This is a genomic window from Kitasatospora sp. NPDC094015 (assembly GCF_040304075.1).
GTDB lineage: Bacteria > Actinomycetota > Actinomycetes > Streptomycetales > Streptomycetaceae > Kitasatospora.
Window position 1 is genome coordinate 61,490 of sequence record NZ_JBEOUL010000028.1, and the last position, 19,150, is coordinate 80,639.

Below are 19,150 nucleotides of genomic sequence, written 5' to 3' on the forward strand. Positions count from 1 at the left end.
GACCCCGCGTGCACCGGTGCCCCGGCCCTCCGCGACGGAGGCCGGGGCACCGGCGGGTCCGGTCCGGGTCAGCCGGCCCGGTGGGAGTGGAAGCCGCGACCGCTCTTGCGCCCCAGCAGCCCGGCCTCGACCATCCGGGACAGCAGCGGCGGGGGAGCGTAGAGCGGCTCCTTGTACTCCTCGTACATCGACTCGGCGATCGCCTGCACGGTGTCCAGGCCGATCAGGTCGGCCAGCCGGAGCGGGCCCATCGGGTGGGCGCAGCCGTGCACCATGCCGTCGTCGATGTCGGCGGCGGTGGCGTGGCCGGCCTCGGCCATCCGGATCGCCGCCAGCAGGTACGGGATCAGCAGCGCGTTGACCACGAAGCCGGCCCGGTCCCGGGAGCGGATCACGTGCTTGCCGAGCGCCTCCTCGGCGAAGCCCGCCACCCGGTTCAGCACCGTCGGGTCGGTGTGCAGCGAGGAGACCACCTCGACCAGCGGCATGACCGGCGCGGGGTTGAAGAAGTGCAGCCCGAGCACGTGCGAGGCGCGCGAGGTGGCGATGCCCAGCCGGGTGACCGGGATGGCCGAGGTGTTGGTGGCGAGCACGGCCCCGTCGTCCACCAGCACCTTGTCCAGGGTGGCGAGCACCTCGGTCTTCACCCGCTCGTCCTCCACCACCGCCTCGACCACCAGCTGACGGTCGGCCAGCACCTCCAGGTCGTCGGCGAACAGCAGGTGCGCCCACGCGTCCTCGCGTTCGGCGGGGCTCAGCCGGCCGCGGTCGACCGCCCGGTGCAGCGAGCGGTCGATCCGGGCCCGGGCGGCGCGCAGCGCCTCCGGCCCGTGCTCGCAGACCACGGTGTCCAGCCCGGCGCGGGCGAACACCTCGGCGATGCCGGAGCCCATCTGCCCGGCGCCGACCACGGCCACCCTGCGGATCTCGTTCATGGCGCTGTCTCCCTTGCTGGGGTCGGATCAGGCCGCGGTGCGGATGCGGACCAGGTGGCGGGCGTAGGCCTCGGTGGTGAGGAAGGCGGGCAGCTCGGCGCCGAGCGCGGTCTCGGCGAGGACCCGCACCGCGTCGTCGACCAGGCCCGGGTCGGCGCCCTCGGCGAGCAGCGCGGCCCGCTCGGTGTCGATCAGCCGCCGCACCAGGTCCGGGGTGACCAGCGAGCCGCCGGTCAGCCGCGAGCAGTGGTGCTGCCACTGCCACAGCTGGCAGCGGGCGATCTCGGCGGTGGCGACGTCCTCCATCAGGCCGAAGACGGCGACCGCCCCGGCGCCGCCGAGCCAGGCGGTCAGGTAGCGCAGCGCCACCGCCACGTTGGCGCGCACGCCCTCGCCGGTCGGCAGGCCGACCGACATCCGGTGCACGGCGAGCAGGTCGGCGGCGGTCACCTCGACGTCCTCGCGGCCCTGGTCGAGCTGGTTCGGCCGCTCGCCCAGCACCCGGTCGAAGACCTCCCGGCAGGTGCCGACCAGACCGGGGTGGGCCACCCAGGAGCCGTCGAAGCCGTCCCCGGCCTCGCGCTCCTTGTCGAGCCGGACCTTGGCGAGCGCGGCCTCGTTGGCCGCCGGGTCCCGGCTCGGGATGGCGGCGGCCATGCCGCCGATGGCGTGCGCACCGCGCCGGTGGCAGGTGCGCACCAGCAGATCGGTGTAGGCGCGCAGGAACGGCTGCGTCATGGTGACGGTGGCCCGGTCGGGCAGCACGAACCGGGCGCCGTGGCCGGCGAAGTTCTTGATCAGGCTGAACAGGTAGTCCCAGCGGCCCGCGTTCAGCCCCGCCGCGTGCTCGCGCAGCTCGTACAGGATCTCGTCCATCTCGAAGGCCGCGGTGATGGTCTCGATCAGCACGGTCGCCCGGACGGTGCCGTGCGGGATGCCGAGTTCGGCCTGCGCGAAGGTGAAGATCTCGTTCCAGAGCCGGGCCTCGAGGTGGTTCTCCAGCTTGGGGAGGTAGAAGTACGGGCCGCTGCCGCGGTCGATCTGCCGCTGCCCGCAGTGGAACAGGTACAGGCCGAAGTCGACCAGCGCGCCCGCCGCCGGGCGCCCGTCGATCAGCAGGTGGGCCTCGTCCAGGTGCCAGCCGCGCGGACGGACCACGATGGTGGCGGGGGTGTCGCCGATCCGGTAGCGCTTGCCTCCCGGGGTGGTGTCGTCGATCCGGCGCTCGATCGCGTCCAGCAGGTTGAGCTGGCCGGAGATCAGGTTGTGCCAGGTGGGGGCGGTGGCGTCCTCGAAGTCCGCCAGCCACACCTTGGCGCCGGAGTTGAGCGCGTTGACGGCCATCCGGCGCTCCGGCGGGCCGGTGATCTCCACCCGGCGGTCGGCCAGGCCGGGCGCGGTCGGCGCGACCCGCCAGTCGAGGTCCTCCCGGACGGCCCGGGTCTCCGGGCGGAAGTCCAGGGTGCCGGACGCGGCCAGCTCGGCGGCCCGCCGCGCCCGCTCCGCGAGCAGCTCGACGCGCCGCCCGGCGAACGCGTCGTGCAGGCGGACCAGGAAGGTCAGTGCCTCGGGGGTGAGGATCTCCGCGAACCGCGGCTCGGGCTCGCCGAGGATCTCGGTACGGCTGGTCAGGGTCATCCGGCTCTCCAGGGGGATGGGCCCGGGGCCGCGTCTCCCAACGCGGCCCCGGGCGGGACGGCCACCGGGTCCCGTCCCTCAACGGGACCCCCGGCGCAGGTCACGGGCGGACGGCCGGCCGTGGGGGAACCGGCCGTCCGGGCGGGCTCAGTGGAACTGCTCGGCCTCGGTGGAGCCGGTCAGGGCGAGCGTCTCGGCGTTCGGGTTCAGCGCGGTGGAGACCTGGTCGAAGTAGCCGGTGCCGACCTCGCGCTGGTGCTTGACGGCGGTGTACCCGTCCGGGACGGCCGCGAACTCGGCCTCCTGGAGGTCGACGTAGGCCGTCATGCCGCTCTCCGCGTAGCCGCGTGCCAGCTGGTACATCGAGTGGTTGAGCGCGTGGAAACCGGCCAGCGTGATGAACTGGAAGCGGTAGCCCATCGCGCCCAGCTCGCGCTGGAACTTGGCGATCTGGTCGTCGTCCAGCGCCGCCTTCCAGTTGAACGACGGCGAGCAGTTGTAGGCCAGCATCTTGTCCGGGTACTCGGCCTTGACCGCCTCGGCGAACTCCCGGGCCTGCGCCAGGTCCGGGGTGCCGGTCTCCACCCAGAGCAGATCGGCGTACGGGGCGAAGGCCAGCCCGCGGGAGATCACCGGGGCCATCCCCGGCTCCACCCGGTAGAAGCCCTCGGCGGTGCGCTCGCCGGTGCAGAACCGGGCGTCCCGCTCGTCCACGTCGGTGGTCAGCAGGTTGGCGGCCAGCGCGTCGGTCCGGGCCACGATCAGGGTCGGCACGTCGGCGATGTCCGCCGCCAGCCGGGCCGCGTTCAGCGTGCGCACGTGCTGGGCGGTCGGCACCAGCACCTTGCCGCCGAGGTGGCCGCACTTCTTCTCGGACGCGAGCTGGTCCTCGTAGTGGATGCCCGCGGCGCCGGCCGCGATCATGCCCTTGGTGAGCTCGAAGGCGTTCAGCGGCCCGCCGAACCCGGCCTCCGCGTCGGCGACGATCGGCACCAGCCAGTCCGGCCCGGCGTTGCCCTCGGCCGCGTCGATCTCGTCCGCCCGTAGCAGCGCGTTGTTGATCCGGCGCACCACCTGGGGCACCGAGTTGGCCGGGTACAGGCTCTGGTCCGGGTAGGTCTGCCCGGCCTGGTTGGCGTCCGCGGCCACCTGCCAGCCGGACAGGTAGATCGCCTGGAGCCCGGCCTTCACCATCTGCACGGCCTGGCCGCCGGTCAGCGCGCCGAGCGCGTGGATGTAGTCCTGCTCGTGCAGCTGCCGCCAGAGCCGCTCGGCGCCGCGCCGGGCCAGGGTGTGCTCCTCGCGCACCGTGCCGGACAGCCGCACCACGTCCGCGGCCGAGTAGCTGCGCTCGATGCCCGCCCACCGCGGGTCGGACGCCCACCGGGCGGCCAGCTGCGCCGCCTGCTGCTCCTGCTGCTGCCGAACCGACTGCGTCATGATCTGCTCCCGAAAGATGCTCGTTGCGAAGGATGTGAGGCTGATCACTTCGCCGGGTGGAAGTGCGGCCGCAGGGCGCCGGGCCGGCAGCGGCGCTGCCGAGACGTTGTCGCCCACGGCCCCACCGCCCTGGGGTGAAAACCCCTGGTGGAGTGGGCCGTTCGTGGTGCGCCCTGCTGGCCGCAGCGCCGACTCTGGCAGCCTCGGCGGCCGCCGTCACCGGTGGACCGCTGCCAACTTCTGCGAAGCCGATCCTGCGAATCTGCGAAGCCTGCGAAGGTCCGTGCCCGCCCGGCCCGGCTATGCTGCGGCGCACCCGAACGGTCGGCGAGGAACGTCGGCGAGGAACGTCGGTGAGGAACGGAGGCGGCTCGATGGGACGGACCTTCGCGGGCGCACGCCTGCGCCGGCTGCGCGAGGACCGCGGGCTCAGCCAGGCGGCCCTGGCCCGGCTGCTCGAACTCTCGCCCAGCTACCTCAACCAGCTGGAGCACGACGCCCGCCCGCTCACCGTCCCGGTCCTGCTGCGGCTCACCGAGGCCTTCGGCGTCGACGCCGGCTACTTCGCCCCGCCCGACACCGCCCGGCTCGCCGCCGAACTGCGCGACTCGCTCGGCGAGGAGCTCGCCGCCGGCCGGCTCACCCCCGGAGACCTGGACGACCTCGCCACCCGGCTGCCCGCGGTGGCCCGGGTGCTGATGGACCTGGGCCGCAGCCGCCGGGCCGTTGCCGAACAGCTCGCCGTCCTGGCCGGCGACCGTGGCCCGGCGCTCGACACCGCCCGCACCCCGCACGAGCAGGTCCGCGAGTTCTTCTACCGGCGCCGCAACTACGTCGACGAACTCGACCTGGCAGCCGAGGAGTTGGCGGCCGCCATCGGACTGCGGCGGGGCGAGGTCAGGACGGTGCTGGCCGAGCGACTGGCCTCCGCGCACGGGGTCCGGCTGGCCGGCGGGGGAGAGCGGCTGCACGCGTACGATCCGGGCGCCCGGGTGCTGCGGCTGTCGGACCGGCTGCGGCCGGGCCAGCAGGCGTTCCGGATGGCCACCCAGCTCGCCTACCTGGAGCACGACGCGCTGCTCGGCGAACTCGCCGCCCAGGACAGCCCGGTGGGGAGCACCGCCTGGTCGCTCACCCGGATCGGCCTGGCCAACTACTTCGCCGCCGCGCTGGTCCTGCCGTACCGGTCCTTCCACGCCGAGGCGGAGACCGCCCGCTACGACATCGAGCACCTCGCCGACCACTTCGGGGTCGGCTACGAGACCGTCTGCCACCGCCTGAGCACCCTCCAGCGGCCCCGGCTGCGCGGCGTCCCGTTCTCCTTCGTCCGGGTCGACCGGGCGGGCAACGTCTCCAAGCGCCAGTCCGCCACCGACTTCCACTTCTCCCGCACCGGCGGCACCTGCCCGCTCTGGAACGTCTACGAGGCCTTCGCCGCCCCCGGCCGGGTGCACGTCCAGGTCGCCGCGATGCCCGACGGGCGCCGCTACCTGTGGACCGCCCGCGCGGTCACCCGCTCACCCGGCGGTTGGGGACGGCCCGGCAAGACCTTCGCCATCGGCCTCGGCTGCGAACTGCGGCACGCCGCACGGCTGGTGTACTCCGCCGGCCTCGACCTCGCGGACGAAGCCGCCGCCACCCCGATCGGCCTCGGCTGCAAGGTCTGCGAACGTCCCGCCTGCCCCCAGCGCGCCGCCCCGGCCCTCGGCCACCCCCTGGCGGTCGACGAGCACACCAGCACGTTCATCCCCTACCCGATCCGGCCCGGGACCGGCGCCGACCGCGACTGAACCGGGCGCGCGGCGGGGGCGGGCGGCATGTGCGGTGTTCAGCTTCCCTTCAGGTCCGTCGTGCGAGCCTCGCGCCATGACAACCGCCACCCATCGGCCTGCGGCGACGTCCGACGGCCGCCGCATGCTGAACAAGGTCCCCGAGATCACCGCCTGGTTCTGGGTGATCAAGATCCTGTGCACGACGGTCGGCGAGAGCTTCGCCGACTGGATCAACCTGACGCTCGGCGTCGGCCTGGTCGCCACCGCCCTGATCTTCACCGCCGTCCTGGGCGGCGTCCTGGCCTGGCAGCTCAGCCGGACGCGCTACATCCCGTTCGTCTACTGGCTCACCGTCGTGGTGCTGAGCGTGACCGGCACCCTCTACACCGACCTCCTCACCGACAGCCAGGGCGTTCCGCTCGCTGTGAGCAGCGGCGTGTTCGCCGTCGCCCTCGCCGTCGTCTTCGGGGTCTGGTACGCCCGCGAGCGGACCCTGTCGATCCACAGCATCGTCACCCGCCCCCGCGAACTCTTCTACTGGCTCGCCATCCTGGTCACCTTCGCCCTCGGCACCGCGACCGGCGACTGGACCCTGGAGCTGACCGGCTGGACCCCGGACGTCTCGGTGCTGCTGCCGCTCGGGTTGATCGCGGCGATCGTCCTCGGGTGGCGTCTGGGAGCCGACGCGGTGCTCTCCTTCTGGCTGGCCTACATCCTCACCCGCCCGCTCGGTGCCAACCTCGGGGACTGGCTCGGCTCGCCCGCCGACGAGGGCGGCCTCGGCCTCGGTACCGCGGTGACCAGTGTCGTCTTCCTGGCCGCCATCCTCGGCACGGTGGTGTACCTGGCGCGCACCCGGTGTGACGTCATCGAGGGCCACGACCCGGCCGCCGCCCCGGGCGCCGGGAACGCCGTACGCGCGCGGATCATGCTCGGGTACTTCGTCCTGGTGGCGGCCGTGACCGCGGCGATCCTGGTCCGGGCGCACCAGCAACCGCACGCTGCTGCGGCCGCCGAGCCGGACGCTCCCGCACCCGCGACCGCCTCGCTCAGCCCGCAGCAGGCGACCTCGCCGTTCCCGGCCGCCGACATCGCCAGGTTCCGCACCATCACGGCCGACACCCTCGCGAAGCTCGACGCGGGCGACCAGGCGGCCGCCACCGCCCGGGTGACCGACCTCGAAACGGCGTGGGACGACGCCCAGCCGACCCTCGAACCGAAGGACCGGAAGGCCTGGACCTTCCTGGACGGGAAGATCGACCACGTCCTGACGGCCCTGCGCGCCAAGCACCCGGACCGGACCGCGGAGGTCGAGGCGCTCAACACCCTCCTCGCCTCGCTCGGTTGAGCACCGGCCCCGCCGTCCGTGGTGGTCGTCCTCGACGACGAGCACGCGGTAATGGGTCACCGAGGGACGAACAGCGCGGCGGACGCCCACGGGGCCGGTGATCCGGCCGAGGACGAGCACGGGCAGGCGCACCGCAGCGGCTGTCGCGTCCAGGTGGCCGCCGCTGCGGGCGCCGTGCGGTGCCGCGTCGCGGCCGTCGGGGCGGGGAGCGGCCCCGTGCCGCGAGCCGCCCGCCCGGCGGGCCCGGCGGCCCGTCGGGTTTCGATGCCGGTCGGAACCGGGCAGGTGGAAACGTCCATGTCGCCCTCCGGATGCCGTCGACGACCGTGGTGCCGGTCGAGGGATCGGACGGCCGCAGGCACCGGACCCCGGGCAACCCACCGCCGTCGTGTCCTCCACGCTAGCCGCGGCGCAGGCGCGGACCGTGGTACCGGGGGAGCAACCTGCGCGACCGCCCGGCACCACGGTCTTACGCCGAACGGAGCGACCGGGACAGGAGGCGCCCGGCCCGGTGACCGCGTCCGCCCGGGGGCGCTACCCCTTGGCGGGGGGCGGTCGGCGGCGGGGCGGCAGGAGGCGGTCCATGAGGGCGAGGAGCTCCGGCGGGGGTGGGGTGGCCGGGCGGGGTGGGGGGTCGGGGAGCAGGCGGGCCACTCCGTTCAGGAGTACCTCGGGGTGGTGGGATCCGGACCTCGGCTCGGCCGCCCGGTGTGCGGGGAGTCCGGTGAGGCCGGCCAGGTGGGTGTCCGCTCCCGGTGGGTGGGTGCCGGTCAGCAGGAGGCCGCCGGCCCGCGCCTGCCGTACCGCTTCTGACGGCGCGTCGCGCAGTACCCGCGCCACCAGGTCCGCCACCTGCCGGTAGGCGGGGGCCAGCACGGCGTGCAGCTCGGCCGCCCCCAGCGTGACCGTGCCCGATGGCAGGGGCCCGGTCCTGCCCTCGACGATCGGTGAGCCGTGGACGGCCCCGCGGCGGGGTGCCGGCGGCGCGAACGCGCCGTCGTGGACGACGGCGGCCCACGCCTCGTGGAGGCCGGTGTCGAGCCGGTGCTCCGCCCGCAGGTGTTCGATCACCCGGTCGGCCAGTCCCCGCGCGCCACCGGCCACGAAGTCCCCGGCGACCGCCGCACGTGCGGCGACGAGACCGACCGAGGTCCGGACCGCGTCCTGGTGCACCACCACGCACGCGGCCGGCTCCGGGTCCGGCGCGGCCCCGAGCAGGGCGGCCACCGTCTCGTCCAGCACCGTGAGCGTCGCCGCCGGCCACTGCTCCCGTACCGTGTCCGCCACCGGCCCGACCGCCGGGTGGTCCGTGCCACCGGGAGCCACCAGGACCACCGACCCGATCGGTGCCGACAGCCACGGCCGGTTCGCCAGGCCGACCGTCAGCAGCTCCACGGCCAGGGTCGCGTCCGTCGCCGTGCCCGGGTTCCGGGCCAGCTCCAGCACCAGCCGTGAGTACCGGGCGTCGCGCCCGATCACCTTCAGCCGGATCTCGTCCAGCGCCCACCAGAGCACGTCCGCCACCCCGCCCCGTCGTCGTGTCCGGCGATCGTAGCGGCAGGGTGGCGGACGGCTGAGCCGCGAGCCGCGGGGCCCGAGGGGTCAGGCGGTGGCGATCTTGGCCCGGAACTGCGAGTAGTCGATCACGTTGTCGGCCGGCGGGGCCTGGACGGTGATGGGCTTGTCGAAGTCGCTGAAGCTCATCTCGCCCGGGTCGGTGCCCTCGTGGGTGACCTTCACCAGGTACGGCTTGCCCTCGGTCGCCACGTGGGCGGTGGTCCGGGAGCCGTCGTCGTCGGTGCTGATCACGGTGAACGTCCTGACCTCGCCGACGGTGGCGGCGGCCCCCTTGATGGCGCCGTCGTCGGTGTCGTCGTTCTCGGTCATCGACTTGATCATGTCGCACATGTCCGACAGCTCCGCGAGCTCCGGGTCGTCCTTGGCGCCGGTCAGGTAGCGGCCCTTGAACAGCTCGGCCGCCGCCGCCCCGGCCTTCGCGTCTCCCTTCTGCCCGACGATGGCCTTCCAGAACGCGGCGTCGGGCTTGAGGTAGCTGGAGCCGCCGGTGTGGATGATCTCGATCAGGCCCATGCCCGCCACGCCGATCGTGCCTTGGCAGTTGCCCTTGGTGTCGGTCGCCAGGTCGAGGGTCATCTTCTGACCCTCCACCATCAGGTTGCCGCTCACCTTCACCGAGGAGAGCGAGGCCATCGCGGCCTGCGCCTGCTTCTCGATCTCGGCGGCGGTCAGCTTGTCGGTGTCCAGGTGCGGGCCCTTGGAAGCCGAGACGGACGCCGAGGCCGAAACGGAGACGGACGGCGCCGCGGCCTCCGCGGAGCCGGCCGGTGCCTTGGCCGGGCCGCACCCGCTCGCCCCCGCCGCCAGGGCGCAGCAGACGACGACGGTGGCGGCAAGACGCTTCGACAGCATGGAATTCCTTCTTCATCGAGCAGATCGAACAGATCGAGCAGGACAGCAGCGGCCAGTATGGGGCCGGACGGGCGAGGCGTGCCGAGAGTTTTCCGGCGGCCGGGGCAGGGGGCTCAGAGCACCAGGTCGTCGTGTTCGTCGAAGATCCAGCCGTCCCCGCACAACACCTCGAAGAGATGGCCGTCGGGGTCGGTGAAGTACCCGGTGTGGCCCCAGGCGTTCGGGCCGGCCGGGCGGGTGACGGTGGCGCCCAGCTCGGCGGCCTCGGCCATGACCCGGTACACCTCGTCGGCGCTGCGGGCCACGTACGCCAGCGCGAAGCCGGCGAAGCCGCCGGGCCCCCGGTCGGGCAGCCCGGCGTCGGCCGCGAAGGCGGCCCGGGACTGGAACGCGACCGCCACCCCGCCCAGTTCGAACAGGGCGAACTCCTCGGACCCCGCGGTGGAGCGCCGCCACCCCAGCGCCTGGTAGAAGGCCACCGAGGCGGCGACGTCGCGCACCCCGAGCAGGATCAGATTGAGTCGTTGCCGCATGTCAGCCTCCTGGAACCGGTGCCCGGCGGGTCATCCTGTCACCGCCCACCGACACCGCCGGTGGCCTGCTGAGCGCCCGCCCGGGTGCCGGTACTCACGGGCGGGTGAGTACCCGGGCTCTGCCCCGGGTGGGTGCGGCGCGGGACGGTGGGGGCATGTCTCGGAAATCGCTCGACCTCGTCCCCACCGTGTTCCTGGTCCTCGCCCCGGTCGTGGCGTGGGCGGCCTGGCTGGGCTGGGACCAGCATCAGGACGTGCACGCCGACGGTTCGGTGAGCGGCCCGTACGAAGCCTGGCAGGTGGTCGGGCTGGTGCTGACCCTGCTGGTCCCGGTCTGCTGGGCCGCCTCCCGGGGCCGGGCCACCGCGGCCGTGCTGGGGACCACCGCGGGCCTGACCGTCGCCGCCGGCTACGACTGGTCCGACGACGCCAGCGGGCTGTACCTGGTCGGCGCCGCCCTGGTGGCGGTGGCCGCCCTGCTGTCGACCCTCGCCGTCTGCGCGGTGGTCTCGGCCGTGCGCGGGCGGCCGCGCCCGGGCGCTTGAGGCCCACCCCCGGCGTTGGGTCTTCGGTAATCCTCAGTTTGCGTGCGGCTTCTCCCAGGTCCGGCTCATCCGGGCGTGCGAGGCTCGGTCGGTCCGCGGCCGTGCCGCGGTGGCCGCCCGTCGACTCGTCCCCCGGAGTCCCGTTCCGTGTCCGTTCGCCACGCCGTGCCCCCCGTTCTCCGGCGACCGCTCGCCGCCCTGCTGGGCCGGTGGTCCGGCGGGCGGCGGGCCGGGCCGGCCGTCGCGGTCGTGCCGGTGGCGCCGCCGGATCCGCTGTGGGTCCGCGAGGAGCAGCTGCGCGCGCGGCTGCCCGGCATCGTCCGGTACGGGGAGCGGCTGGCCGCGCAGCGCGGCGACCTCCTCCCGGGCGGGTGCCGGGACGAGAACCTGGCCGAGGTCGCGGACGTGCTCGGGGCGGCGGGGATCGGCCACGGGATCGTGCCCGACGGTCGGGCGCGGCACCGGCTGGCGATCGCGCCCGGCGACCGCGCGGCCGTGCTGGCGGCGCTGGCCGGTGCGCTGCGCGGCCAGGTGGTGTACGCGGAGCTGCTGGAGCACGGCCGGGGCCTGGGCACCGTACTGGCCGAGCAGCTGGTCGCGGCGGTGGCCGCGGTCGAGGCGGCGCCGGAGGGACCGGAACCCGAACCCGCGGAGGTGCCGGACCGGGTGAAGGGCGTCCGGGTGTACCGGCCCGGCCTGGTCGGGACGGTGCTGCACGGGCCCGAGTACGGCTGCGACGTGGAGTTCTGGGACTCGGCCGCGCCCTCCCCGGGCGCGATCGCGGCGATCGACAGCACCCCGTACGGCTGGTGGGTGCCCTCGCTGGAGGCCACCGCCACCACCCGGATCGCCGGCCGCAGCTACCCCGTGGTGGAGGCCTTCACGGGTGCCTTCCCGGACGACGTGGACTTCCCGGTGGACGCGGTGATCACCTGGGTCGACGACACCGACCCGCACTGGCGCCGGCGCCGCGCCGAGGCGTGCGAGCAACTGGCCGGCGGGGCCGCGCTGGTGGACACCGGCGACCAGCGCTACCGCAACCGCGACGAGCTGCGCTACCTGCTGCGCTCGATCGCCGCCCACACCCCCTGGATCCGCCACGTCCACCTGGTCACCGACGACCAGGTGCCGCACTGGCTGGACACCGACCGCCCGGGCCTGACGGTCGTGCCGCACCGCGAGCTGTTCGCCGGCACCGGCGCGCCGCCGGTCTTCAACTCGCACGCCATCGAGACCAGGCTGCACCGCATCCCGGGCCTGGCGGAGCACTTCCTCTACCTGAACGACGACATGCTGATCGGCCGCCCGCTCGCCCCGCAGGCCTTCTTCCTGGGCAACGGCCTGCCCCGGTTCTTCCCCGGCAGCCGGGTCATCCCGCCCGGTGACCGGCTGCCCGGCGGCGCCGATCCCGCGGAGTCCGTCTACGTCGCCGCGCAGATCAACACCCGTGCCACGCTGGCCGCCGCGGTCGGCCGGACCTACCCCGGCACGCTCAAGCACGCCCCCTACCCGCTGCGTCGCAGCGTGCTGGCCAAGGCCTGCGAGCGGTTCGCCGCCGAGCTCGCCGCGACCACCCGATCCCCGTTCCGTGCGGCGACCGACCTCGCGCCGATCACGCTGGCCACCCACTTCGCGCACGCCACCGGCCGCGCGGTCGAAGGGCAGCTGGTGGACGGCTACTTCGTCACCGACAGCGCGGAGGACCTGGCCCGGCTGCCGGACCTGCACCGGGCCCGGTGGGCCGACGTGTTCTGCCTCGCCGACGGCGGCCGGGAGGACGTCCCGGCCGCCGACCAGCAGCACGCCATCGCCGCGTTCCTGCGGGAGTACTTCCCGGTGCCCTCCCCGTTCGAGCGCCGCCCGGCCTGACCGCCGGCCGTACCGGAGTTACGCCCCGGCCGGGACCGGGCGCTGACCCGGCCCGTCGTACGAGGCGAGCGGGCGGATCAGGGCGTTGTGGGCGAGCTGTTCGGTGATGTGGGCGGTCCAGCCGGTGATCCGGCTCAGCACGAAGATGGGTGTGAACACGGGGGTGTCGAAGCCCATCAGGTGGTACGCCAGCCCGGCCGGGTAGTCGAGATTCGGGTGGATGCCCTTGCGCTCCAGCATCGCCTCGCGCAACGCCGCGTGCAGGGCGGCCAGCCGGGCGGTCCGCGGGTCGCGGCTCGCGGCGACCAGGCCGTCGAGGGCCTCCTGCATGATCGGGACCCGGGAGTCGCCGTGCTTGTAGACGCGGTGCCCGAACCCCATGATCTTCCGTTTCGAGGCGAGCGCCTCGTCGAGCCAGTCGGCGGCGCGGGCCGGGTCGCCGATCTCCTCCAGCATGTGCATCACGGCCTCGTTGGCGCCACCGTGCAGCGGGCCCTTGAGCGCACCGATCGCCGCGGTGACGGCGCTGTAGAGGTCGGAGAGCGTGGAGGTGACGACGCGGGCGGTGAAGGTCGAGGCGTTGAAGCTGTGTTCGGCGTACAGCACCAGGGAGATCTCGAAGCAGCGCACCACCTCGGGGGCCGGCACGGCGCCGAAGCGCAGGTGGAAGAAGTTCTCCGCGTAGCCGAGGTCCGGATCCGGTGCGACGGGGGCGAGGCCACGCCGGCGGCGCTGGTCGGCCGCGACCACGGTGGGCAGCCTGGCCAGCAGGGTGAGCGACTTGACGAGGGTGGGCGCGGTGCGGCCGTCGTCCTCGGTCGGATCCTCGGCGCCGATGAAGCTGACGGCGGTGCGCAGCACGTCCATCGGGTGGCAGGTCTCGGGGAGCTTGGCGAGCAGCTCGGCGGTGGTGCGGTCGAGCGGGCGCAGGGCGCGCTCACGGGCCCGGAACTCGCGCAGCTGCGCCCGGTCGGGGAGTTCGCCGTGCCACAGCAGGTGGGCGACCTCCTCGAAGGAGCGGTGGGCGGCCAGGTCCTGCACGGGGTAGCCGCGGTAGGTCAGGGAGTTGGTCTCCTGGATCACGGTGGAGATCTCCGTGGTGTCGACGACGACACCGGCGAGTCCGCGGTGGATCTCGGTCATGGTGGTGGGCCTCCGGTGGGTCAGTTCCCGGGTGGGAGGGTGAAGTCGAAGACGGCCGAGTCGAAGGCCGCGTAGTCCTGGTAGCCGAGCAGTTCGTACAGCCGGGAGCGGGTCTGCATGCGGGGCAGCAGGGCTGCCTGGGTGCCCTCCGCGGCGATGGTGCGCAGGCCGTCCTCGACCGCGCCCATGGCCAGGCGCAGCAGGGTGACGGGGTAGAGCGCGATGTCGTAGCCGAGGTCCTGGAGGGTGCGGGCGTCCAGCAGCGGGGTCTTGCCGAACTCGGTCATGTTGGCGAGCAGCGGGACGTCGACCGCCTTCCGGAAGGCCTCGAACTCGGCCTCGCCGTCGAGGGCTTCGGGGAAGACGGCGTCGGCGCCGGCATCGACGTAGGCCTTGGCCCGGTCGATCGCGGCGGCGAGACCTTCGACCGCGCGGGCGTCGGTGCGGGCCATCAGCAGGAAGTCGGGGTCGCGCCGGGCGTCGACGGCGGCCCGCAGCCGGCGGGCCATCTCCTCGCGGGGGACCACCGCCTTGCCGTCCAGGTGGCCGCAGCGCTTGGGGTTGACCTGGTCCTCCAGGTGCAGGCCGGCCAGGCCCGCGTCCTCCATCAGCTGGACGGTGCGGGCGGCGTTCATCGGCTCGCCGAAGCCGGTGTCCGCGTCGATCAGGACCGGCAGGTCGGTGGCGCGGGTGGTCTGCTGGGCGCGGGCGGCGACCTCGGTCGCGGTGGTGAGGCCGATGTCGGGCAGGCCGAGGTCGGCGGCGAGCACGGCGCCGGACAGGTACGCGGCCTCGAAGCCGGTGTCCTGGATGAGCCGGGCGGTGAGCGGATTGAGGGCTCCCGGCATCGTCAACAGCCGTCCGGTGGCCAGCCGTTCGCGCAGGGCGCGGCGGCGCTGTGCGGGGGTGGTGCGGGTGTGCAGCATCAGAACAGTCCCTTCGGCAGCGTCTCGTCGTACGCCCGGACGGCCTCGGTGTCGACCGCGGGGAAGAGCCCGTCCAGGTCGGTGGTCCGCAGCTCGGCGAGGCCGGCGGCAGCCACAAGGAAGCGGTCCTGCGCGGTAGCGGTGACGATGCCCTCGGCGAGGGTGCGGAACTTGCCCTCGTAGGCGGCCCGGTCGAAGGGACGGGCGCCCGCCGGATGCGCGTCGGCGACGCCGAGTTCGTCCTCGACCACCGAGCCGTCGTCCAGGGTGATGACCACGCGGCCGCCGAAGGCGCGGTGCTCCGGGTCGGGGTCGTGGTACCGGCGGGTCCACTCCGGGTCCTCGACCGTGGTGATCTTCCGCCAGAGCGCGACGGTCTCCGGGCGCCGGGCCCGCTCGGGGGCGTAGGAGCGTTCGTGGTGCCAGCCGCCGTCCTCCAGGGCGACGGCGAGGATGTAGGGGATCGAGTGGTCGAGGGTCTCCCGGCTGGCGGCGGGGTCGTACTTCTGCGGGTCGCCCGCGCCGGAACCGATGACGTGGTGGGTGTGGTGGCTGGTGTGCAGCACCACCGAGCGCACCCGGTCGAGCGGGCCGGCCTTCTCGCGCAGGCGCCGGGCCAGGTCGATGATCGCCTGGGCCTGGTACTCGGCGGAGTGCTCCTTGGTGTAGGTGTCCAGGATCGCCCGACGCGGCTCGCCGGCCTCCGGCAGCAGCACGGTGTAGTCGGACCGCGGGCCGTCGAGCATCCACGCGAGGAAGCCGTCCTCGCCCTCGTAGATCGGCGACGGGGACGTCTCGCCGCGCATCGCCCGGTCCACCGCCTCGATCGCGACCTTCCCGGCGAACGCGGGCGCGTACGCCTTCCAGCTGGAGATCTCCCCCTTGCGGGACTGCCGGGTCGCGGTGGTGGTGTGCACGGCCTGCTGGACGGCCTGGTAGATCGTCTCCGTCGGCAGCCGCAGCAGCGCGCCGAGCCCGCACGCGGTGGCCGCGCTCAGGTGCGCGACGTGGTCGATCCGGTGGGCGTGCAGGCAGATGCCCTTCACCAGGGCGACGTGCACCTCGTACGCGGCGACGATGCCGCGCAGCAGGTCGGCGCCGGTGCGCCCGGTGTGCTGGGCGACGGCCAGCAGCGGCGGGACGTTGTCCCCGGGGTGGGAGTAGTCGGCGGCCAGGAAGGCGTCGTGGAAGTCGAGTTCGCGCACCGCCGTACCGTTCGCCCAGGCCGCCCACTCGGGGGAGACCCGCAGCTGCGGCGCGGCGCCGAACACCGAGGCGCCGGGGGAACCGGCGTGCGCCAGCGCCTGCGCGCGGGCCACCGCCACCGGGCGCCGCCGCAGCGAGGCGACCGCGACGGCGGCGTTGTCGATCACCCGGTTGGCCGCCATCACGGCGACCTCCGGCTCGGGCCGTCCGGTGCCGGATGCCACGGTGGCCAGCTTCCACGCCAGCTGCTCCTCGCGGGGCAGTGCCTGCGCGCTCGGACTGACCCGTACCTGATGCTCGATCACCGGACTCCTCGACGGCTCGGCCCCACCGGGCCACCGGGCTCGACCCGGGCCCCGGACGGGGGTTCGCAGCTCAGCATTCCCCCGCCCGGGGCCCGCGTCGAGCACGCCAAGCTGCGAAATCCGTCCAGGTCAGAGCTGTGGAACTGCGGATTCTGCGAAATCTGCGGATGCTAACTTTGCAGCGCCGCGCACCGCCGACGACGAGGAGGACCGTGCCCACCACCCCCGGGCAGAAGCTCTACGCCCACGCCCGACTGCGCCGGCTGCGGCGCGAGCACGGCCTCAGCCAGGTGGAGCTGGCCCGCCGGCTCGGCATCTCCACCAGCTACCTCAACCAGCTGGAGCACAGCCAGCGCCCGCTGACCGCCCCCGTGCTGCTGCGCATCTCCGAAGTGCTCGGCGCCGAACCGGAGTTCTTCTCCGGCACCGGCGAGGGCCGGCTCACCGCCGACCTGCGGGCCGCCCTCGCGGACGAGGCCGGCGGCGAGCACCTGCCCGCCGAGGAACTCGCCGACGTGGTCCGCGACCACCCGGCGGTGGCCCGCGCGCTGGTCGCCGTGCACCGCCGCTACCGCGACGCGGTCGAGCGCGCCGTCACCCTCGCCGGGCCGGGGGAGTCCGCCGGCCTGCCCGCCGAACCCCACGACGAGGTCCGGGACTTCTTCTACGAGCACCACAACCACATCGCCGAACTCGACGCCGCCGCCGAACGCGACGCCGCCGAACTCGGTCACCCGCCGGGCAGATCGGCCGACGCCCTGGAGCGGCTGCTCGCCGACCGGTACGGCGTCCGGGTGCTCACCGCCGAGCCGCCCGGCCACAGCACCGGGGACGTCCGCCGCTACGACCCGGCGGCCCGGCTGCTGCACCTGTCGCCCTGGCTGACCGACGGCCGCCGCGCCTTCCAACTCGCCACCCAGCTGGCCGTCCTCGCCCACGGCCCGCTGCTGGACCGGCTCGCCGCCGCCCCCTCGCTCGGCTCCCCGGCCGCCGCCGCGCTGGCCAGGATCGGGCTCGCCCACTACTACGCCGGCGCGCTGCTGATGCCGTACGCCGCCTTCCACGCCGCCGCCGAGGAGCTGCGCTACGACGTCGAGCTGCTCCAGGCCCGGTTCGGCGTCGGCTTCGAGACGGTCTGCCACCGGCTGAGCACCCTCCAGCGGCCCGGACTGCGCGGGGTCCCGTTCTCCTTCCTCCGGGTGGACCGGGCCGGCAACATCTCCAAACGCCAGTCCGCCACCGACTTTCACTTCTCCCGCCTCGGCGGCACCTGCCCGCTCTGGACGGTCTACGAGGCCTTCGCCGCACCCGGCCGGATCCTCACCCAGGTCGCCGAAATGCCGGACGGCAAAAGGTACTTCTGGGCCGCCACCACGGTCACCCGGGGCGGGCGCGGGCACCGAGCCCCGCGCACCACCTTCGCCGTCGCGCTCGGCTGCGAACTGCGCCACGCCCACCGGCTGGTCTACTCCGAGGGGATCGCCCTCGACGACCCGCACGCCGCCACCCCGATCGGCCTCGGCTGCCGGATCTGCGAACGCCAGGACTGCGTCCAGCGCGCCCGCCCACCCGCCGGCGGCCCGCTGCTGATCGACGAGAACCGGCGCACCACCGTGCCCTACCCCGTGCTGCGGCAGCCGCGCTGAGCGCCCCACAGGGGCCCGAGGGTCGGTCGTCGACGACCGACCCGCGGCCCGCGGGATGTGACGTACGCGCCATTGACCCGGCCTTTCGCCCGTCGCCATGATGAGCCGTCATGCAGTGACTCCGCAGCTGGGGGAAGTCCGGTCCGAATCCGGCGCTGACCCGCAACGGTAGGCCTGCCGACGGCAGTCGGCGGCGAGCCCGAACACCCGGCGGCGGAGGTGTGTCCCCTCCTCCCGTCGTGGTCTGCGGGCCGGAGCTCCGAGGGCTGCCCGGCCGCGCGCCGGCACCCCGCGGCGCCCGCGCGTCCAGGCCCGGAAAGGCCTCCCATGCCAGCGCTCCGCCGCTCCCTCGGCCTGCTCGCGATACCCGCCGTCGCCCTCGCGACCGTGCTCCCCGCGGCCACCGCCGCCCAGGCCGCCCCTGCAGCCTCCACCACCGTCCGCCCCGACGCCGCCGCGGCCGGCTGGCTGGCGCGCCAACTGGTGGACGGCGACCACTTCGAGAGCGTCTTCGACGGCACCGCCTACCCCGACCAGGGTCTCACCGTCGACGCCGTGCTGGCCTTCGCCGCCTCGCACAGCTCCGACCAGGCCGCCGCCCGCGCCACCACCTGGCTGGCGAAGCCCGAGATCATCAGCGGCTACCTCGGCGACGGCACCACCGAGGCCTACGCCGGCGCCACCGCCAAGCTGCTGCTCGCCGCCGAGGTCCGCGGCGAGAACCCGGCCACCTTCGGCGGCGTCGACCTCCCCGCCCGGCTCCGCTCGCTCCAGGCACCGAACGGCCGGTTCTCCGACCGCTCGCAGTGGGGCGACTACAGCAACGCCTTCGGCCAGTCGCTCGCCCTCATCGCGCTCCAGCGCACCCACGCCGGCGCCCCGGCCGCCGCGGTCGACTTCCTGGTCTCCGCCCAGTGCGCCGACGGCGGCTTCCCGATCTCCTTCGGCCAGCCCACCTGCACCGGCGACCCGGACGCCACCGCACTCGCCGTCCAGGCGCTCACCGCCACCGGACGCCCGGCCAAGGCCGCCGCCGGCCTCGGCTGGCTGACCGCCCACCAGAACGCCGACGGCGGCTTCGCGGCCGCCCGCGCCACCGGCTCCAACGCCAACAGCACCGGCCTGGCCACCGAGGCGCTGCTCTCCTCCGGGCGGCTCGGCGCGGGCCTCAAGGGCTGGAGCCGGCTGGTCAAGTTCCAGCAGGGCTGCGCCACCGACCCGGCCGTCCGCGGCGCGATCGCCTACGACGCCACCGGCTTCAACACCGGCAACGGCGCCCGCGCCACCGCCCAGGCCGTCCTGGGCCTGGCCGGCACCCCGCTGGCCGCTCTCTCCGCGCACGGCGCCCGGCCCGCCGCGCCCGTGCTCGCCTGCGCAGCGACCACCCGCTGAACATCCTGAACCCGCAAGGAGC

The 19,150-nt window shown here is 74.3% G+C and carries 15 protein-coding genes and 1 riboswitch; of the genes, 6 read left to right on the forward strand and 9 right to left on the reverse strand.

Annotated elements, in window-relative coordinates; all coding sequences use genetic code 11:
- Positions 1-68: 68 nt before the first annotated feature.
- From ABT014_RS27135 to aceA, 3 genes are all read right to left on the reverse strand, one after another.
- Positions 69-935: a 3-hydroxybutyryl-CoA dehydrogenase gene (locus ABT014_RS27135; protein WP_350641819.1), complete on the reverse strand. Its 867-nt coding sequence runs from the start codon at positions 933-935 to the stop codon at positions 69-71.
- A gap of 27 nt (positions 936-962) precedes the next feature.
- Positions 963-2,573, reverse strand: a complete 1,611-nt coding sequence (aceB, locus tag ABT014_RS27140) for a malate synthase A (RefSeq protein WP_350641820.1) — start codon at positions 2,571-2,573, stop codon at positions 963-965.
- Between the two features lie 147 nt (positions 2,574-2,720).
- Positions 2,721-4,013: an isocitrate lyase gene (gene aceA, locus ABT014_RS27145; RefSeq protein WP_350641821.1), complete on the reverse strand. Its 1,293-nt coding sequence runs from the start codon at positions 4,011-4,013 to the stop codon at positions 2,721-2,723.
- Between the two features lie 374 nt (positions 4,014-4,387).
- Here aceA and ABT014_RS27150 point away from each other — a divergent pair, with 374 nt between their 5' ends.
- Both ABT014_RS27150 and ABT014_RS27155 read left to right on the forward strand, forming a co-directional pair.
- On the forward strand, positions 4,388-5,803 hold the full coding sequence (locus tag ABT014_RS27150; protein ID WP_350641822.1) for a short-chain fatty acyl-CoA regulator family protein: 1,416 nt from the start codon (positions 4,388-4,390) through the stop codon (positions 5,801-5,803).
- Positions 5,804-5,927: 124 nt separating this feature from the next.
- A complete protein-coding gene (locus ABT014_RS27155; protein ID WP_350641823.1) occupies positions 5,928-7,133 on the forward strand; it encodes a COG4705 family protein in 1,206 nt (401 codons plus the stop codon).
- Positions 7,134-7,667: 534 nt separating this feature from the next.
- Here the strand turns inward: ABT014_RS27155 and ABT014_RS27160 are convergent.
- From ABT014_RS27160 to ABT014_RS27170, 3 genes are all read right to left on the reverse strand, one after another.
- Positions 7,668-8,657: a rod shape-determining protein gene (locus tag ABT014_RS27160; RefSeq protein WP_350641824.1), complete on the reverse strand. Its 990-nt coding sequence runs from the start codon at positions 8,655-8,657 to the stop codon at positions 7,668-7,670.
- 78 nt (positions 8,658-8,735) lie between these two features.
- Positions 8,736-9,563, reverse strand: a complete 828-nt coding sequence (locus ABT014_RS27165) for a hypothetical protein (protein WP_350641825.1) — start codon at positions 9,561-9,563, stop codon at positions 8,736-8,738.
- A 113-nt stretch (positions 9,564-9,676) separates the two neighbouring features.
- Positions 9,677-10,096, reverse strand: a complete 420-nt coding sequence (locus tag ABT014_RS27170; protein WP_350641826.1) for a VOC family protein — start codon at positions 10,094-10,096, stop codon at positions 9,677-9,679.
- A 155-nt stretch (positions 10,097-10,251) separates the two neighbouring features.
- Here ABT014_RS27170 and ABT014_RS27175 point away from each other — a divergent pair, with 155 nt between their 5' ends.
- Positions 10,252-10,641 carry a hypothetical protein gene (locus ABT014_RS27175; protein WP_350641827.1) on the forward strand — a complete coding sequence of 130 codons (390 nt, stop codon included), beginning with the start codon at positions 10,252-10,254 and terminating at the stop codon, positions 10,639-10,641.
- Positions 10,642-10,788: 147 nt separating this feature from the next.
- The gene (locus tag ABT014_RS27180; RefSeq protein ID WP_350641828.1) at positions 10,789-12,510 is read left to right on the forward strand and encodes a stealth family protein; all 1,722 of its coding nucleotides are present in this window, start codon (positions 10,789-10,791) and stop codon (positions 12,508-12,510) included.
- A gap of 18 nt (positions 12,511-12,528) precedes the next feature.
- Here the strand turns inward: ABT014_RS27180 and ABT014_RS27185 are convergent, their stop codons facing one another.
- The 3 genes from ABT014_RS27185 to ABT014_RS27195 are packed head-to-tail and all read right to left on the reverse strand — an operon-like array spanning position 12,529 to position 16,090.
- Entirely contained in the window at positions 12,529-13,653 is a 1,125-nt protein-coding gene (locus ABT014_RS27185; protein ID WP_350641829.1) for a bifunctional 2-methylcitrate synthase/citrate synthase, read from the reverse strand.
- A 20-nt stretch (positions 13,654-13,673) separates the two neighbouring features.
- Complete coding sequence (gene prpB, locus ABT014_RS27190; protein WP_350641830.1) at positions 13,674-14,579, reverse strand: methylisocitrate lyase; 906 nt, start codon at positions 14,577-14,579, stop codon at positions 13,674-13,676.
- Complete coding sequence (locus ABT014_RS27195; RefSeq protein WP_350641831.1) at positions 14,579-16,090, reverse strand: MmgE/PrpD family protein; 1,512 nt, start codon at positions 16,088-16,090, stop codon at positions 14,579-14,581. The genes prpB and ABT014_RS27195 overlap by 1 nt, the downstream gene beginning before the upstream one ends.
- Before the next feature lie 212 nt (positions 16,091-16,302).
- On the opposite strand from ABT014_RS27195, the gene ABT014_RS27200 reads away from it, so the two are divergent.
- Positions 16,303-17,736, forward strand: a complete 1,434-nt coding sequence (locus ABT014_RS27200; RefSeq protein ID WP_502895106.1) for a short-chain fatty acyl-CoA regulator family protein — start codon at positions 16,303-16,305, stop codon at positions 17,734-17,736.
- Between the two features lie 108 nt (positions 17,737-17,844).
- Positions 17,845-17,965, forward strand: a riboswitch (cobalamin riboswitch).
- A 98-nt stretch (positions 17,966-18,063) separates the two neighbouring features.
- Entirely contained in the window at positions 18,064-19,128 is a 1,065-nt protein-coding gene (locus ABT014_RS27205; RefSeq protein ID WP_350641833.1) for a peptidase, read from the forward strand.
- Positions 19,129-19,150: the final 22 nt, after the last annotated feature.

Excerpts from the sequence above, each read along its gene's own strand:
- aceA (WP_350641821.1), bottom strand. The coding sequence starts at position 4,013 with ATGACGCAGTCGGTTCGGCAGCAGCAGGAGCAGCAGGCGGCGCAGCTG.
- ABT014_RS27135 (WP_350641819.1), bottom strand. The coding sequence starts at position 935 with ATGAACGAGATCCGCAGGGTGGCCGTGGTCGGCGCCGGGCAGATGGGC.
- ABT014_RS27205 (WP_350641833.1), top strand. The coding sequence starts at position 18,064 with ATGCCAGCGCTCCGCCGCTCCCTCGGCCTGCTCGCGATACCCGCCGTC.
- ABT014_RS27165 (WP_350641825.1), bottom strand. The coding sequence starts at position 9,563 with ATGCTGTCGAAGCGTCTTGCCGCCACCGTCGTCGTCTGCTGCGCCCTG.
- prpB (WP_350641830.1), bottom strand. The coding sequence starts at position 14,579 with ATGCTGCACACCCGCACCACCCCCGCACAGCGCCGCCGCGCCCTGCGC.
- ABT014_RS27175 (WP_350641827.1), top strand. The coding sequence starts at position 10,252 with ATGTCTCGGAAATCGCTCGACCTCGTCCCCACCGTGTTCCTGGTCCTC.
- ABT014_RS27155 (WP_350641823.1), top strand. The coding sequence starts at position 5,928 with ATGCTGAACAAGGTCCCCGAGATCACCGCCTGGTTCTGGGTGATCAAG.
- aceB (WP_350641820.1), bottom strand. The coding sequence starts at position 2,573 with ATGACCCTGACCAGCCGTACCGAGATCCTCGGCGAGCCCGAGCCGCGG.
- ABT014_RS27185 (WP_350641829.1), bottom strand. The coding sequence starts at position 13,653 with ATGACCGAGATCCACCGCGGACTCGCCGGTGTCGTCGTCGACACCACG.
- ABT014_RS27170 (WP_350641826.1), bottom strand. The coding sequence starts at position 10,096 with ATGCGGCAACGACTCAATCTGATCCTGCTCGGGGTGCGCGACGTCGCC.
- ABT014_RS27150 (WP_350641822.1), top strand. The coding sequence starts at position 4,388 with ATGGGACGGACCTTCGCGGGCGCACGCCTGCGCCGGCTGCGCGAGGAC.